A 15,815-nucleotide genomic window follows, 5' to 3' on the forward strand; every position below is an offset into this window, starting at 1 on the left:
CTGGTCCGTCAGGCGTGCTCGTCGATGACTTCGGGAACACGCAGCATCGCCAGCGCCGCAAGCGCCATGACGACCGCAGCGAAGGCCATCGTCCAGATCGGCTCGGTCGGGAAGAACGCCTTCAACACCGAGCCCATCAGCGTCGCGACCAGCAGCTGCGGCAGGACGATGAAGATGTTGAACAGGCCCATGTAGATGCCGAGCTTGGCCTGCGGCAGGCTGGAGGCGAGGATCGCGTAGGGCATGGCGAGGATCGACGCCCAGGCGATGCCGATACCGATTTCGCTGACGATCAGCAGGGTCGGATCGCGCACCACGAGGAAGCTCGCGAACCCGGCGGCGCCGCACAGCAGGCACGCGATGTGCGTCTTCACGCGGCCGATCCGCTTCGCCAGCCGGGGCAGGATCAGCAGCGCGACCAGCGCGGCGACCGCGTTGTAGACCGCGAACAGCACGCCGACCCAGTCGCTGCCGGCATTATACGCGGCACTCGTCGCGTCGCTCGATCCGTACATGTATTGCGCCACGACGGGGGTGCTGAAGATCCACATGATGAACAGCGCGGACCAGCTGAAGAACTGGACGAGCGCGAGGCGTTTCATCACGTCGGGCATGTCGCCGAAATCGCCGACGATCTGGCTCAGCGCGTTGTCGGTGTTGCCGCCGCGCGCGAGGGCGATGGCGACGAGGCTGGCGACGCCGAACGCGACGAGCAGCCCGCCGAGCAGGTACACTTCCTTCTGCAACGCGAGTTGGGGGACCGCTACGATCACCGCCATGCCGGCGACGATCCAGGCAAAGCTGGTCGCGAAGCCGCGACTGGCAAGCGCGCGGACCGGTGCGGGCAGTGCCTCGTCCGTGTCACGCTCGGCGAACGACGCCATCTGGTCGGGGCTGTATTCGCGCGTGTTGCCGACCGTCCAGAGCACCGCCAGCAGCAACGCGGCACCGCCGAACCAGAAGCTGTAGCGCACCGTATCGGGCACCCCTGCGAGCGCATCGCCCGACACACCGAGATGCGCGAGCACGAACGGGAAGATCGAGCCGACCACCGCGCCGGCGCCGATGAACGCGGTCTGGAGCGCATAGCCGGCGGTGTGCTGGTCCTTGCGCAGCATGTCGCCGACGAACGCGCGGAACGGCTCCATCGAGACGTTGACCGAGGCGTCGAGCACCCACAATGTCAGCGCGGCAAGCCACAGCATCCTGGCCTCGGGCATCACGAACAGCGCGAGCGCGGCGAGTAGGGCGCCGGCGAAGAAATAGGGGCGGCGGCGGCCGAAGCGGGTCCAGGTGCGATCGCTGTAATGGCCGATGATCGGCTGGACGAGCAGCCCGGTCAGCGGTGCTGCGACCCATAGATAGGATAGGTCGTCGAGCGATCCGCCGAGCGTCTGGAAGATCCGGCTCATATTGGCGTTCTGCAGCGCGAAGCCGATCTGAATGCCGAAAAAGCCGAAGCTGATATTCCAAAGGCCGGCAAAGCCCTGGACTGGTTTCTCGTTCAAAACGCGGCTCTCCCTTGGCCGTCGCTTGTCTGCACGACGATCCTGCCGGTCCGGCTTGACGCCAAGCGGCGGTCGAAACAACCATGCATACGAATACCTTGCCTCGTCGCGCACCCGCGCGGCATGAAGACCGCAATGACCGACATGCCGAAAACCAAGCTGCATCTCCGGGGCCGGGAGCAGCGTCCGCTGATCGCGATCGACGATTTCTGGCCCGATCCGGACGCGCTGCGCGAGGATGCGGCGAGCCTGCGGATGACCGCGATCGGCCCGCATTATCCCGGTGTCCGCGCCGAGGTCCCGCCTCGCCTTGCGGAGACGATGCGCCGCCGGATCGCGCCGTTGCTGGCGGAGCATTTCGGTCTCGATCCGGCGCCGGCGGTGTCGGAAGCCTATTATTCGCTGGTCACCACGGCGCCCGCCGATCTGGCGCCGATCCAGCGGCTGCCGCATTTCGATGGCGTGGAGCCGCGGCGGATCGCGGTGCTGCTGTTCCTGGGGCATGGCGAGCAAGGCGGCACCGCCTTTTACCGGCAGCGGTCGACGGGGTTCGAGAGCGTCGATGCGGTGCGGCTCGATCGGTTCAAGGCTGAGTTGGAGGCGGGCGTTCAGGCGTTTGGGATGCCGGAAGCGTCCTACATTGCCGGCGACACGGCGCTGTACGAGTGTGTCGGGGTCCAGCCGGCGCGCTTCAACCGGGCGCTCGTCTATGCGGGGAATACGCTGCACTGCGCGTATCTGCCGCCGGAGGTGGTGCTGAGTTCGGACCCGCTGGCCGGGCGGCTGACGCTGAATCTCTTCCTGTTCGACGATTGAGCGGCCACCCGTACACGTGATCCTCCCCCGCCAGGGGGGGGTGGCGCCGAAGGTGACGGAGGGGGAGGTTACGCAACAGCGGTTGCTCATGCCGCCCCCTCCGTCAGGCTGACGCCTGCCACCTCCCCCTGGCGGGGGAGGATCATGTCGGGCTACGCCCCGCTGCTTGCGCGGATCACCAGTCGGGTTGGCAGGGGGGCGTCTTCGGACACTTCGCCGCGCAGTCTCGCCAGCAGCGTGCGCACCAGCGCCTCCCCCGCCCGGCGCGCGTCCTGCGTGACGGTCGTCAGCGGCGGGTTGGTCAGTTGCGCGGAGGCGATGTCGTCGAAGCCGACGATCGCGACGTCGTCGGGGATCGATCGCCCCGCCGCCGCCAGCGCGCGCATCGCACCGATCGCGATGCTGTCGCTCGCCGCGAAGATCGCATCATACTCGGCACCGCGCCGTGCGAGTTCGGCGACCGCGTCCTGCCCGGCGTCCTCGGTGGTGATCGCATCGACTTGCAACGCGTCGTCCACCGTCAGACCAGCCGCCTCCAGCGCATCGTGATATCCGCGGTAGCGATCCTCGAGTTCGGGATACCGTCCGTCGGCCGTGCCCAGGAACGCAATCCGGCGCCGCCCTTGCGCGATCAGGTGCGCGGTCGCCGCCTCGCCGCCGCCGCGGTTGTCCGAGCCGACCGTGATCCCCGCCGGCCCGGTGCCGACCGCGCCCCAGCGCACCACCTTGGTCCCCTGTTCGGTGAGGTGATCGAGGCGCGCGCGATAGGCTTCATAGTCGCCATAGCCGAGCAGGATGATGCCGTCGGCCTTGCGACTGTCCTGGTAATCGACGTGCCAGTCGCCCGACAATTGCTGGAACGAGATCAGCAGATCGTACCCGGCGCGTGCGCAGGCATGCGTGATCGAGCCGAGCATCGACAGGAAGAACGGGTTGATGGTGGAATCGTCTTCGGCGGGTTCCTCGAAGAACAGCAGCGCCAGCGTGTTCGCCGACTGGCTCCGCAGCGACGACGCATGTTTGTCGACGGCATAATGCAGGCTTCGCGCGATCGCCTCGATCCGCTGACGGGTCTGCGGATTGACCGATTTGGATCCGCGCAGCGCGCGCGACACCGTCGGCTGCGACACGCCGGCCAGTTGCGCGATGTCGAACGAGGTCGGGCGGCGCCCCATCACCAGCGCCTTTGTCGGGGCCAGCGCCGGGGCCGATTTCGGCGCCAACTTCGGGGGACGTGGTCCAGAAGAGACATGGTCTGCATGAAACAGTGAATACGTATGCCCGTCCCTTTTGCAACGACCCCGGCCGAAATATAGCCGTCTTGCGACAATCGACGCGGAAGCACGACGTCGAGGCTATCGATACAAGTCATTGAGGATGCGCGGGATCATTCCCGCCAAAGGGGTATTCATGAGCAATTTTGCACCGTGCCGCGCGCGCGCCACGACCGGCGTTTCCGCGCATAGCCGCCTCGCGCTCCGTGTCAGCGCCACCGCACTCGCCGCCGCGCTGATCCTGCCGGGCCACGCCGCGTTCGCACAGGTCGCCCCCGGCGTTCCCAACGCCAATTCGACCGCGCCCGCGCAGGTCGATGCCGTCACGACCGCCGCCGAACCCACGCCGCAGCCGGCCGACGCCGTGCCGGCCGCGCCGCAGGACGCCGCCGCAGTATCCGCTGAGAGCGACGGCGGTGCCGACATCGTCGTCACCGGCATTCGCGCCGGTCTCGAATCCTCCGCCAAGATCAAGCGCCAGTCGGTGCTGATCGTCGACTCGATTTCGGCCGAAGACGTCGGCAAGCTGCCCGACGTGTCGATCGCGGACTCGCTGGCGCGCCTGCCGGGCGTCACCGCACAGCGCCTCGAAGGTCGCGACCAGCGCCTGTCGATCCGCGGCCTCGGCCCCGACTTCTCGACCACATTGCTCAACGGCCGCGAACAGGTGACGACCGGTGACAATCGCGGCGTCGAGTTCGATCAATATCCGTCGGAATTCTTCAAGAACGTCAACGTCTACAAGTCCGCCGACGCCTCGCTGATCGCCGCGGGAATCGCCGGCACGGTCGACCTGCGGATGCTGCGTCCGCTCGACCAGCCCAACCGGATCGTCGCGATCAGCGCGCGCGGCCAGATGAACGGCATCGACAAGCTCAACCCGGACGGCACGCGCTACGGCTATCGCGCGTCGGCGACCTATGTCGACAAGTTCGCCGACGACACGCTCGGCATCGCGATCGGCGTATCCGCGACGCAGACGCCGTCGCAGAACGAGCGCTACAACGCCTGGGGCTATAGCGGCACCGGCACCGCAGCCGATCCGTTCCTGGTCAACGGCGCCAAGCCCTATGTCCAGTCGAACGAGCTGAAGCGCTACGGCGGCGTCGCGACGATCGAGTGGCAGCCGTCCGACAGCTTCCATTCGACCTTCGACGCGCTGTATTCGCATTTCCAGGAAACGCAGATCCTGCGCGGCATCGAATTCCCGCTCGCGGGGCAGCTGGCCAGCGCCGGTACGGTCGGCGGCACGACGGTTTCGGGCGTGACGAGCAGCGACGGTTTCGTCACCGACGCGACGTTCGGCAACGTCTTCGGCGTGCAGCGCAACGACTATAACCAGCGCAAGGCGGACAATTACTCGTTCGGCTGGAACAACGATCTGAAGCTGACCGACACCATCCACCTGAACGTCGATGCGAGCTGGAGCCATGCGGACCGCACCGACTTCCTTCTGGAAACCAACACCGGCACCGGCTTCGCCAAGAGCGGCGCGGCCGACACCGTCACGGTCAAGCAGAACGGCAACGGCACCTACACCTTCTCGCCGACGCTGGATTACACCGACACCAGCGTCTTCAAGCTGACCGACCCGCAAGGCTGGGGCAACAACGGCACGCAGCAGGTCGTCCAGACCGGCTTCCTCAACCGGCCGAGCTTCAAGGACGATCTGAAGTCGCTGCGCGCGAGCCTCAACGGCGAGTTCTCGAACAGCGTCGTCAAGGGCTGGGAAGCCGGCGGCAACTATAGCCAGCGCAAGAAGACCAGCGCCTACACGTCCTACTTCCTGTGCCCGCCGGGCGGCGGCGTGGGCTGCACCGTGGCGAGCGGTTCGCCGCTCAGCAGCGACGTGCCCAGCGAAGCGCTGCTCGGGACCAACGTCGCGCTCGATTATCTCGGCATCCCGCAGATGCTGACGCTCGATCCGCTGTATCTCTACAACAACACGCTGCAGTCCGCGTTCGATGGCCGGCCGTCCGCGCTGGTGCGCGACAATGTCGTGCTCGAAAAGGTGTGGACCGGTTACGCCAAGGTCACGATCGACGGGCTGGTCGGCGACAAGCCGCTCAAGGGCTCGATCGGCGCGCAGGTCGTGCATTCGGACCAGAGCTCGACCGGACAGATCGCCAGCGTCGTCGGCGGCGCGGTGACGATCGCGCCGGTGAAGGAGTCGGTGAAATACACCAACTTCCTGCCGTCGGCGACGATGTCGGTCGAACTGATCCCGCTGGGCTTCGTCAAGGTCGGCGCATCGCAGACGATGATCCGTCCGCGCCTCGACCAGGAGCGCGTCACGCAGGACGTCGCGATCAACCTGACCAATATCGGCCAGACGCCCGCCGGCCTGTTCCCGGTGTTCACCTCGACCGGCGGCAACGTCAATCTGAAGCCGTACCAGTCGACCAACATCGACCTGTCGTTCGAGAAGTATTTCAGCGGTGGCGGCTATGTCGCGCTGTCGAGCTACTTCAAGCACCTGACCGATTTCGTCGATCCCAACAATTCGCTGCCCTACGACTTCTCGGCGCTGCTTCCCTCCCTGACCGCGGCGCAGCAGGCGCAGGTGATCGCGGCCGGTCAGACGATCGGCAACGTCTCCTTGCCCGACAATACCGGTCGCGGCGAAGTGCTCGGCGTCGAGGCAACCCTGTCGCTGCCGTTCAAGGCGATCACGTCCGCGCTCGACGGGTTCGGCATGTTCGCGAGCGGCAACTACACGCAGTCGACGATCAAGTACGGCAGCAACCCGACCGAGGCGATCACCCTGCCCGGCCTGTCCAAATACACCGCCAGCGGCACGATCTACTTCGAGAAATGGGGCTTCCAGGCGCGCGCGAACTATCGCTATCGCTCCAGCTTCCTGGCCGAGGTGGCGGGTCTGTCGGCCAACCCGACCTATCGCACCGCCAAGGCCGAGGCGATCCTGGATGCGCAGATCGGCTATGAATTCCAGTCGGGGCCGCTTCGCAACTTCGCGATTTTGGCGCAGGCGAAAAACCTGACCGACCGGCCGTTCGTCACCTACCAGAACGACGACCCGCGCCAGGTGATCGACTATCAGCGCTATGGTCGCGACTATTATGTGGGCATCACCTACAAGTTCTGACCGGGGGGCGGGGCGGTAGATGCCGCCCCGCGAGGCCCTGCAGACGGGCACCTGACGGTTTGAAAACGGGACGCAGACTATGGCCGACCACCCCTTGCGCATCGTCATTGCCGGTGGCGGCACCGCCGGCTGGATGGCGGCGGCCACCTTCGCGCGGTTCCTGGAGACGGGGTACGAGATCGACCTGATCGAGTCCGACGCGATCGGCACGGTCGGGGTCGGCGAGGCGACGATCCCGCAGATCCATCTGTTCAACGATGCGCTCGGGCTCGACGAGGACGCGTTCCTCCGGGCGACCGGGGGCACGTTCAAGCTCGGGATCGAGTTCGTCGACTGGTTCAAGCCGGGCCATCGCTACATGCACGCGTTCGGCGATGTCGGGCGTGATGTCGGCCTATTGCCGTTCCACCAATATTGGCTGCGCGCGCGGTCGCTTGGACTTGCCGGCGATCTCGGCGCCTATTCGCTCAACACACATGCGGCGCTCGCCGAGCGGATGCAGCGGGGGCCCGCCCGCACCGCGCGCACGCTGCCGTCGATGCCCTATGCCTATCACTTCGACGCCGGGCTCTACGCGCGCTACCTACGACGCTATTCCGAGACCCGTGGCATCAACCGGATCGAGGGCAAGATCGTTCGTGTGACGCGCGACGGCGAGAGCGGCGATGTCTCCGGGCTGGTGCTTGAGAACGGCACGACCGTGGTCGCCGACCTGTATATCGACTGCACCGGGTTTCGCGGGCTGCTGATCGAAGAAGCGCTCGGCACCGGGTACGAGGACTGGACGCACTGGCTGCCGTGCGACCGCGCGATCGCGGTGCCGTCGGCACGCAGCGAGGCGTTCACGCCCTACACCCGCTCGACCGCGCATGCCGCCGGCTGGCAATGGCGGATCCCGTTGCAGCACCGGACCGGCAACGGCGTGGTGTTCTCCAGCGCGCACATGAGCGAGGACGAGGCGACCGCGACGTTGCTCGGCGGACTCGACACCCCGGCGATGGCGGACCCGCGCACGATCGCGTTCCGGACCGGTCGCCGCAAGCGGATGTGGAACCGCAACGTCGTCGCGCTCGGGCTCGCCGCCGGGTTCATGGAACCGCTCGAATCGACCAGCATCCACCTGATCCAGTCGGCGATCTCGCGGTTGCTGAAGCTCTTGCCGGGTCGCGTCATCGCCGACGCCGATCGCACCGAATTCAACCGCCAGAGCGACTTCGAATACGAGCGCATCCGCGACTTCATCATCCTCCACTACAAGGCGACGGAACGCGACGACACGCCGTTCTGGCGCCAGTGCCGCGACATGGCCGTCCCCGACACGCTCGCCGCGAAGATCGACCTCTGGCGCGGTAACGGACACATCGTCCGCGAGCATGAGGAACTGTTCACCGAAGTCGGCTGGCTTCAGGTGCTGGCCGGGCAAGGCATTATTCCAGCGGGCCACCATCCATTGGCGGACGCGATATCGACTAGCGACCTGGGGGAATTCATGGACACGATCGACAAGCTGAACGCGCGCGAAGTGGCGCAGATGCAGCATCACGCGGCGTTCGTCGCACAGCATTGCGCGGCACCGGCAGGGCTCGGCGCATGAGCATCGCCGCAGCCATCCTGCTCGCGCTGTCCGGCGCGGCCGCCGTGCCGCCCGCCGACTACCGCGCGCGGGCGCCCCAAGACGAGGTCATCTATTTCGTCCTGCCCGACCGGTTCGAAAATGCCGACCCGAGCAACGATCGCGGCGGCATCGCCGGCGATCGGCTCAAGACCGGCTACGATCCGACCGCGAAGGGCTTCTATCACGGCGGCGACCTGAAGGGCCTGACCAAGCGGCTCGACTATATCCAGCATCTCGGCGCGACGGCGATCTGGCTCGGGCCGATCTTCAAGAACAAGGCGGTGCAGGGTTCGCCGGGCCGCGAGTCCGCGGGCTATCATGGATACTGGATCACCGACTTCACGCAGGTCGACCCGCATCTCGGCACCAATGCCGACATGACCGCCTTCGTCGACGCGGCCCACGCGCGCGGGATGAAGGTGTATATGGACATCATCATCAACCATACCGCCGACGTGATCCAGTACCGCGAATGCGCGGTCGGCATGCCCTGCCCGTACCGCGACCGCGCGAGCTATCCGTACCAGCGCAAGGGCGGCGTCGGCGGCAAGGCGATCAATCCGGGGTTCGTCGGCGACGACGTGCGGACCGCGGCGAACTTCGCCAAGCTGACCGACACGACCTATGCGTACACGCCGTACGTGCCCGCCGCCGAGCGGACCGTGAAGGTGCCGCCGTGGCTCAACGACCCGATCTATTACCATAATCGCGGCGACACCACGTTCATGAACGAGAGCTCGACGATGGGCGATTTCTCGGGGCTCGACGACGTGATGACCGAGAACCCGCGCGTCGTGAGCGGGATGATCGACATCTTCGGATCGTGGATCGACCGGTTCAAGGTCGACGGCTTCCGCATCGATACCGCGCGCCACGTGAACCCCGAATTCTGGGCGCAGTTCGTGCCGGCGATGCTGACGCGCGCGCAGGCCAACGGGATCCCGAACTTCCACATCTTCGGCGAAGTCTCGGATCACGAGGTCCGCCCGGCGGTGCTCGCGCAGCATACGATCGTCGACAAACTGCCCGCGGTGCTCGACTTCGCGTTCCGCCAGGCGGTGGTCGAGACGGTCGCAGGCACGCGCGGCACCGACGCGTTCGAAGCGTTGTTCGACGGCGACGTGCTGTATGCGAAAGGCGCCGACACCGCGGCGATCCTGCCGACCTTCACCGGCAACCACGACGACGGCCGTTTCGCGACGTTCGTGCGGAAGGCGTTCCCGCAGGCGTCCGACGAGGAGGTGCTGAAGCGCGTCCTGCTGTCGAACGCGATGCTGCTGACGTTGCGCGGCGTGCCGACGATCTACTCGGGCGACGAACAGGGCTTTGTCGGCGACGGTAACGACCAGGACGCGCGCGAGGACATGTTCGCGTCGAAGGTCGCGATCTACAACGACAACCGGCTGCTCGGCACGACCAAGACGACCGCCACCGAGAGCTTCGGGGAAGCCAATCCGCTGTTCCGCCAGATCGCCGAGCTGTCGAAGATGCGCGTTGCGCATCCGGCGCTGACTCGTGGCCGTACGGTAGTCCGCAGCCGTAGCGAGACACCCGGCTTGCTTGCGGTCTCGCGCTTCGATCCGACGACGGGTGCGGAAATCCTGATGGCGTTCAACACCTCCGCCAAGCCGCTGACGCAGGCGGTGCAGGTCGAGATCGGCTCCACGCGCTTCGCTACGCTTGCCGGCAAATGTGCCTCCCGCGCTGCCGCCCCCGGCAGCGTCACCATAACCCTGCCCGCGTTCGGCTATGCCGTCTGCGCCGCGGAGACCCGTTGATGCCTGCACGATTGCCTGACGCTGCCGATCACGCCGTGGCCGACCACCCATGGTGGAAGGGCGCGACGATCTACCAGATCTATCCCCGTAGTTTCGCGGACTCGAACGACGACGGGATCGGCGACCTGCCGGGCATCACCGCGCATCTCGATTATGTCGCCTCGCTCGGCGTCGACGCGGTGTGGTTGTCGCCGTTCTTCACCTCGCCGATGGCGGACTTCGGCTATGACGTGTCGGATTACCGCGACGTCGATCCGATCTTCGGCACGCTCGCCGATTTCGACGCGCTGATCGCGCGCGCGCATGCGCTCGGGCTCAAGATCATCATCGATCAGGTCTATTCGCACACCTCGGAGGAACATGACTGGTTCCGCCAGAGCCGCGCGTCGCGCAGCGGCGACAAGGCGGACTGGTACGTCTGGGCGGATGCCAAGCCCGACGGCACGCCGCCGTCGAACTGGCAGTCGGTGTTCGGCGGCCCCGCCTGGACCTGGGACGCGCGACGCGGGCAATATTACATGCACAATTTCCTGAAGGACCAGCCGCAGCTCAACGGGCATAATCCCGCGGTGCAGGACGAGCTGATCGCGACGGCACGATTCTGGCTGGATCGCGGCGTCGACGGCTTCCGCCTCGATGCGATCAACTTCGCGATGCACGACCCGGCGCTGACCGACAACCCGCCGGCACCCGCGACCAATCGCGCACGGACGCGGTCGTTCGACTTCCAGCAGAAGCTGCACAACCAGAGCCATCCGGACATCGTCGGCTTCATCGAGCGGATCCGCGCGCTGCTCGACGAATATGGCGCCGGGTTCACCGTGGCGGAAGTCGGCGGCGACGACAGCGACCGCGAGATGAAGCTGTTCACCGGCGGCAATGGCCGGCTCAACAGCGCATACGGCTTCGACTTCCTGTACGCGGATCGGTTGACGCCCGAGTTGATCGTCGATGCGGTCGGCAACTGGCCCGATACGCCCGGCCTCGGATGGCCGAGCTGGGCGTTCGAGAACCACGATGCGCCACGCGCGATCTCGCGCTGGACCACGCCCGACCAACGCGATGCGTTCGCGCGGATGAAGATCCTGCTGCTGGTCGCGCTGCGCGGGAATATCTTCCTGTACCAGGGCGAGGAGCTCGGGCTGACGCAGGTCGACATTGCCTTCGACGACCTGCTCGATCCTGAGGCGATCGCGAACTGGCCGTTGACGTTGTCCCGAGACGGCGCTCGCACGCCCATGCCGTGGATCGGTGCGGCGCCCGATCTCGGGTTCGGCAGCACCCAGCCTTGGCTGCCGTTCGGCGAGGACCACCGCGCGATCGCCGTTGACGCGCAGGAAGCGGATGCGACGTCGCTGCTGCACTGGACGCGGACGCTGATCGCCGCGCGGAAGGCGCATCCGGCGTTGCGGCTGGGGAGCCTGCGGATCGTGCACAGCGACGATGCGGTGATCGCGTTCGAGCGGAAATCGGACGACGAGACGCTGCTCTGCGCGTTCAACCTCGGCGACGAACCGCGCGGCTGGCCGGTCGGCATCGCGACCTTCGGCGACATGCTGTTCGCGACCGATGGTGCCGACACGACCATGCTACCGCCGCTGTCCGGGCTGGTGCTGCGGCGGTGATCGACGGGCGCGGCCAGCACATCATCATCCTCGGCGGCGGCACCGCCGGGTGGATGACCGCGTGCCTGGTCGCGCATCGCTGGCGGGATCGCGGCGTCCGCGTGACGTTAATCGAAAGCCCGGAGATCGGCATCGTCGGCGTCGGCGAAGGATCGACGCCGCAGTTGAAGCACTTCTTCGACACGCTCGGCATTACCGAAGCCGAGTGGATGCCCGCGTGCGACGCGACCTACAAGCTCGGAATCGGCTTCGAAGGCTGGTCCGACCGCGCCGGGTGCGAGCGCTATTTCCACCCCTTCCCCACCGCGCTCGACGGCCACACCGCGCCGCAATTCTTCTACAATGCGCGGGCTCGGCGGACCGGTCGCGATGTTCAGGCGCATCCCGACCAGTTCCTGCTCCCCGCCCGCCTCGCCGCCGGGAACTGCGCGCCGCACCCCGACGCGAATTTCCCGTTCGAGGTCAGCTACGGCTATCATTTCGACGCGTACAAGGTCGGCGCATTCCTCGCCAAGCACGCGACCGAAACGCTGGGCGTCGTCCACCTCCAGCGGCGGATCGCCAGCGTCGAGCGCGCCCCGAACGGCGACATCGCCGCGCTGATCGATACCGATGGCCAGCGCATTGCGGGCGATGTCTTCGTCGACGCCAGCGGGTTTCGCAGCACGATCTTCAGCGCGTTGGACGTGCCGTTCACGAGTTACTCCGACGCGCTGTTCAACGACCGCGCAGTGGTGATGCCGACCGCGCACGCCCCCGACGCGCCGATCCCCAGCCAGACCCGCGCAACCACGCTATCGGCGGGCTGGGCATGGCACATCCCGCTGACGACCCGCATCGGCAACGGCTACGTCTATTCCAGTCGTCACCTAACCGAAGCGCACGCCGAAGCGGAATTGCGCGCACATATCGGCGTCGAGACCGGCGAAGCACGCCACCTCAAGATGCGCGTCGGTCGCGTCCGCGACAGCTGGTCGCACAACGCACTCGCCGTCGGGCTGGCACAGGGCTTCCTCGAACCGCTCGAGGCGACCGCGTTGCATCTCGTCATCGCCACCGTCGAGGCGTTCCTCGACATGGTCGACCAGGACGGCGCGACCGACACGGTCCGCACCGCATTCAACACGCGCATCGCCGCGCGCTACGACGGCGTCCGCGACTACATCGTCGCACATTACCGGCTGAACCAGCGCCACGACGATCCGACCGGCTATTGGGCGGAAGCGCGCCGGGTCGAGGCGCTGTCGGACGATCTGAAGATGCTCATCTCCACCTGGTTCACCGGTGGCGACATGGTCGCGGCCATCGATCGCGCCGGGCTCGCGCGCTATTATTCCGCGATCAGCTGGCACTGCCTGTTCGCTGGCTACGGCACTTTCCCCGACCCTGCGCGGCTGACCCCGCCCGGTGCCGATATCGATCCGGTCGACATGCCGAAGATCGACGATTTCCTGACCCGTTGCGCATCGAATTTCGGGTCACACGCCTCTCGCCTCCACCATCTGGCGGACCACAAGGATCACGTATGAAACGCATCGCCCTCCTGCTTGCGGCCACCGCCGCCATCTGCAGCACGCCCGTCCAGGCCCAGACGAGCGTCGCCGCAGCGCCAAAGCTGACCCCAAGCCGCGACGGCGTCGAGGTGCAGGTCGGAACGACGGTGACGCGGATCACCGCGATGACCGACGGGCTCGTGCGCGTCCGCGTCGCCAAGGACGGCGTGTTCCCCGAGGACGCCAGCTGGGCCGTCCCCGCCGCGATCCGCCACCAGAAGATCGCCGTGACCGCGGCTCCAGACGGCTTCGCCACCGCCAGCGTCCGCGTGCGTGTCGGTGCCGGCGGCGCGATCATTTTCGAGACGCTCGACGGCAAGGTCATCTCCGCCGATGCCGCCCCCGTCGCGACCGACGGCAAGGCGTTCGCGATCTCGAAGACGCTGCCGATCAGCGAACATTTCTTCGGCTTGGGCGACAAGACGCAGGGGCTCGACCGGCGCGGCCACGGTTTCGTCGACTGGAACACCGACGCATTCGGGTTCAGCAGCGCCGACGATCCGATCTACAAGTCGATACCCTTCTTCATCGGCAGCGGTGGAGCCGGCGGCAGCTACGGCATCCTGCTCGACAACACGTATCGCACCTGGTTCGACTTCGGCCACCGCGATGCCGAGACGCTCTCGTTCGGTGGCCCCGACGGCCCGATCGATTATTATTTCATCGCCGGGCCGTCGATGGCGGAGGTCACGCGGCGTTACGCCGACCTGACCGGCCACGCGCCACTCGCGCCGAAATGGGCGCTCGGCTACCAGCAGTCGCGCTACAGCTACGGCAGCGCCGACGAAGTCCGCCAGATCGCCGCCCGCCTGCGCAGCGACCGCGTGCCGACCGACGTGATCTGGCTCGACATCGGCTATCAGGATCGCAACCGCCCGTTCACCACCGACGCCAAGACCTTCCCCGACCTCCCCAGGCTCGCGACCGAGATGAAGGCCGACGGGATCAAGCTGGTCGCGATCACCGATCTCCACATCGCCGCGGTCGAGCAGGGTTACGCGCCCTACCAGAGCGGGATGAAGGCCGACGCATTCATCAAGAACGCCGACGGCACGCCCTATGTCGCGCCGGTCTGGCCGGGCCCGTCGGTGTTCCCCGACTTCACCAAGACCGCGGCGCGGACCTGGTGGGGCGAGCAATATAAGGGCTTTCTCGACGCCGGGATCGCGGGGTTCTGGAACGACATGAACGAGCCGGCGATCTTCGAGACGCCGACCAAGACGATGCCGCTCGACACCCGCCACCGCATCGACAGCGACGATTTTGCCGCGCGCATCACCGATCACCGCGAGGCGCACAACGTCTACGGCATGCTCAACACGCGCGCGACGTTCGACGGCCTGCTCAAGCTGCGCCCCGACGAGCGCCCGTTCGTGATGACGCGGGCGAGCTATGCCGGCGGGCAGCGCTATGCGGTCACCTGGACCGGCGACAACAGCGCGACCTGGGATCATCTGAAGCTGTCGGTGCAGCAGATCATCAACCTCGGCCTGTCGGGCTTCGGCTACAGCGCCGCCGACGTCAGCGGGTTCGCGGGCGGCCCGAGCCCCGACCTGCTCACCCGCTGGACCGAGATCGGTGCGTTCACGCCGGTGTTCCGCAACCATTCGGCGACCGGCACGCCGCGGGTCGAGCCGTGGGTCGACGGCCCCGACCACCTCGCGATCCGCCGCCACTTCATCGAAGAGCGCTACCGGTTGATGCCGTATTTCTACGCGCTGGCGGACCAGAACGCGCGGTTCGGCGACCCGATCATGCGCCCGGTATTCTACGATTACCCCGCCGCCGCGACGGCGTCGTGCGACGAGTCGATGGCCTTCACGCTCGGCAAGTCGCTGCTGATCGCGCCGCCGCCCAAGCCGGAATCGCCGCAGACCTACGACGTGTGCCTGCCCGCGGGCGGCTGGTATGATTACTGGACCGGGCAGCGCGTCGGCACGCCCGAGCCCGCCGCCGCCGGCCCGATCCAGTCGGCGACGCAAGCCGTGCCGACCGCACGCACGCTCGGCGACCGCGTGACCGAAACGCCACGCCTCGATCATCTGCCGGTGTTCGTCCGCGCCGGCACGATCCTGCCCCGCCAGCCGCTGGCCCAGAGCACCAGCGAGACCCCGAACGGTCCGCTGCGCCTCGATATCTATCCCGGCGCGGACTGCATGGGCACGCTCTACGAGGACGATGGCCGCACGCTGGCGTACACCCGCCGCGGGTATTTCCGCCAGACGGTGCGCTGCACGATCACGCCGACCGGCCTGTCGATCGACTTCGCCAAGCCCGAGGGCGGGTTCAAACCGTGGTGGACATCGATCGCCGTCACCGTCCACAACTGGGCCGGCACCGGCGCCGCCATGATCAAGGGCAAGCGCATGGCAGCCGAGCAGGACAGTGCTGCGGTGACAACCAGTGTGATCGTACCGGCGCCGGTCGGGGCGAGCGTCGTCGTCCTGGAAGGACGCGAAGCCAAGACCGGATAAGGGGCCGCTAAGCCAAATGCGACCTCGACCATCCACATCCGCCCCCCCCGGCAGGAAAACGGGCGC

At 66.9% G+C, this 15,815-nt stretch carries 9 protein-coding genes; 7 read left to right on the top strand and 2 right to left on the bottom strand.

Features of this window, described 5'->3' with window-relative positions; all coding sequences use genetic code 11:
• Positions 1-8: 8 nt before the first annotated feature.
• On the bottom strand, positions 9-1,508 hold the full coding sequence (locus tag NLI89_RS09625; RefSeq protein WP_254686849.1) for an MFS transporter: 1,500 nt from the start codon (positions 1,506-1,508) through the stop codon (positions 9-11).
• A gap of 123 nt (positions 1,509-1,631) precedes the next feature.
• Here NLI89_RS09625 and NLI89_RS09630 point away from each other — a divergent pair, with 123 nt between their 5' ends.
• The gene (locus NLI89_RS09630; RefSeq protein ID WP_254686850.1) at positions 1,632-2,324 is read left to right on the top strand and encodes a DUF6445 family protein; all 693 of its coding nucleotides are present in this window, start codon (positions 1,632-1,634) and stop codon (positions 2,322-2,324) included.
• Positions 2,325-2,476: 152 nt separating this feature from the next.
• Here NLI89_RS09630 and NLI89_RS09635 read toward each other — a convergent pair whose 3' ends face one another.
• On the bottom strand, positions 2,477-3,499 hold the full coding sequence (locus tag NLI89_RS09635) for a LacI family DNA-binding transcriptional regulator (protein ID WP_254686881.1): 1,023 nt from the start codon (positions 3,497-3,499) through the stop codon (positions 2,477-2,479).
• A gap of 235 nt (positions 3,500-3,734) precedes the next feature.
• Here NLI89_RS09635 and NLI89_RS09640 point away from each other — a divergent pair, with 235 nt between their 5' ends.
• The 6 genes from NLI89_RS09640 to NLI89_RS09665 all read left to right on the top strand — a co-directional run bounded on the left by NLI89_RS09640 (position 3,735) and on the right by NLI89_RS09665 (position 15,749).
• Entirely contained in the window at positions 3,735-6,704 is a 2,970-nt protein-coding gene (locus NLI89_RS09640; RefSeq protein WP_254686851.1) for a TonB-dependent receptor, read from the top strand.
• A 79-nt stretch (positions 6,705-6,783) separates the two neighbouring features.
• A complete protein-coding gene (locus tag NLI89_RS09645; protein ID WP_254686852.1) occupies positions 6,784-8,298 on the top strand; it encodes a tryptophan halogenase family protein in 1,515 nt (504 codons plus the stop codon).
• Entirely contained in the window at positions 8,295-10,097 is a 1,803-nt protein-coding gene (locus tag NLI89_RS09650; protein ID WP_254686853.1) for an alpha-amylase family glycosyl hydrolase, read from the top strand. The genes NLI89_RS09645 and NLI89_RS09650 overlap by 4 nt, the downstream gene beginning before the upstream one ends.
• On the top strand, positions 10,097-11,722 hold the full coding sequence (locus tag NLI89_RS09655) for an alpha-amylase family glycosyl hydrolase (protein ID WP_254686854.1): 1,626 nt from the start codon (positions 10,097-10,099) through the stop codon (positions 11,720-11,722). The genes NLI89_RS09650 and NLI89_RS09655 overlap by 1 nt, the downstream gene beginning before the upstream one ends.
• Positions 11,719-13,251 carry a tryptophan halogenase family protein gene (locus NLI89_RS09660; protein WP_254686855.1) on the top strand — a complete coding sequence of 511 codons (1,533 nt, stop codon included), beginning with the start codon at positions 11,719-11,721 and terminating at the stop codon, positions 13,249-13,251. Before NLI89_RS09655 ends, NLI89_RS09660 begins: the two co-directional genes overlap by 4 nt.
• A complete protein-coding gene (locus NLI89_RS09665; protein ID WP_254686856.1) occupies positions 13,248-15,749 on the top strand; it encodes a glycoside hydrolase family 31 protein in 2,502 nt (833 codons plus the stop codon). Before NLI89_RS09660 ends, NLI89_RS09665 begins: the two co-directional genes overlap by 4 nt.
• The last annotated feature ends 66 nt before the right edge of the window (positions 15,750-15,815 follow it).

The organism is Sphingomonas faeni (assembly GCF_024273235.1).
Classification (GTDB): Bacteria; Pseudomonadota; Alphaproteobacteria; order Sphingomonadales; family Sphingomonadaceae; genus Sphingomonas; species Sphingomonas faeni_A.

Excerpts from the sequence above, each read along its gene's own strand:
- NLI89_RS09630 (WP_254686850.1), top strand. The coding sequence starts at position 1,632 with ATGAAGACCGCAATGACCGACATGCCGAAAACCAAGCTGCATCTCCGG.
- NLI89_RS09635 (WP_254686881.1), bottom strand. The coding sequence starts at position 3,499 with ATGGGGCGCCGCCCGACCTCGTTCGACATCGCGCAACTGGCCGGCGTG.
- NLI89_RS09640 (WP_254686851.1), top strand. The coding sequence starts at position 3,735 with ATGAGCAATTTTGCACCGTGCCGCGCGCGCGCCACGACCGGCGTTTCC.
- NLI89_RS09645 (WP_254686852.1), top strand. The coding sequence starts at position 6,784 with ATGGCCGACCACCCCTTGCGCATCGTCATTGCCGGTGGCGGCACCGCC.
- NLI89_RS09650 (WP_254686853.1), top strand. The coding sequence starts at position 8,295 with ATGAGCATCGCCGCAGCCATCCTGCTCGCGCTGTCCGGCGCGGCCGCC.
- NLI89_RS09655 (WP_254686854.1), top strand. The coding sequence starts at position 10,097 with ATGCCTGCACGATTGCCTGACGCTGCCGATCACGCCGTGGCCGACCAC.
- NLI89_RS09665 (WP_254686856.1), top strand. The coding sequence starts at position 13,248 with ATGAAACGCATCGCCCTCCTGCTTGCGGCCACCGCCGCCATCTGCAGC.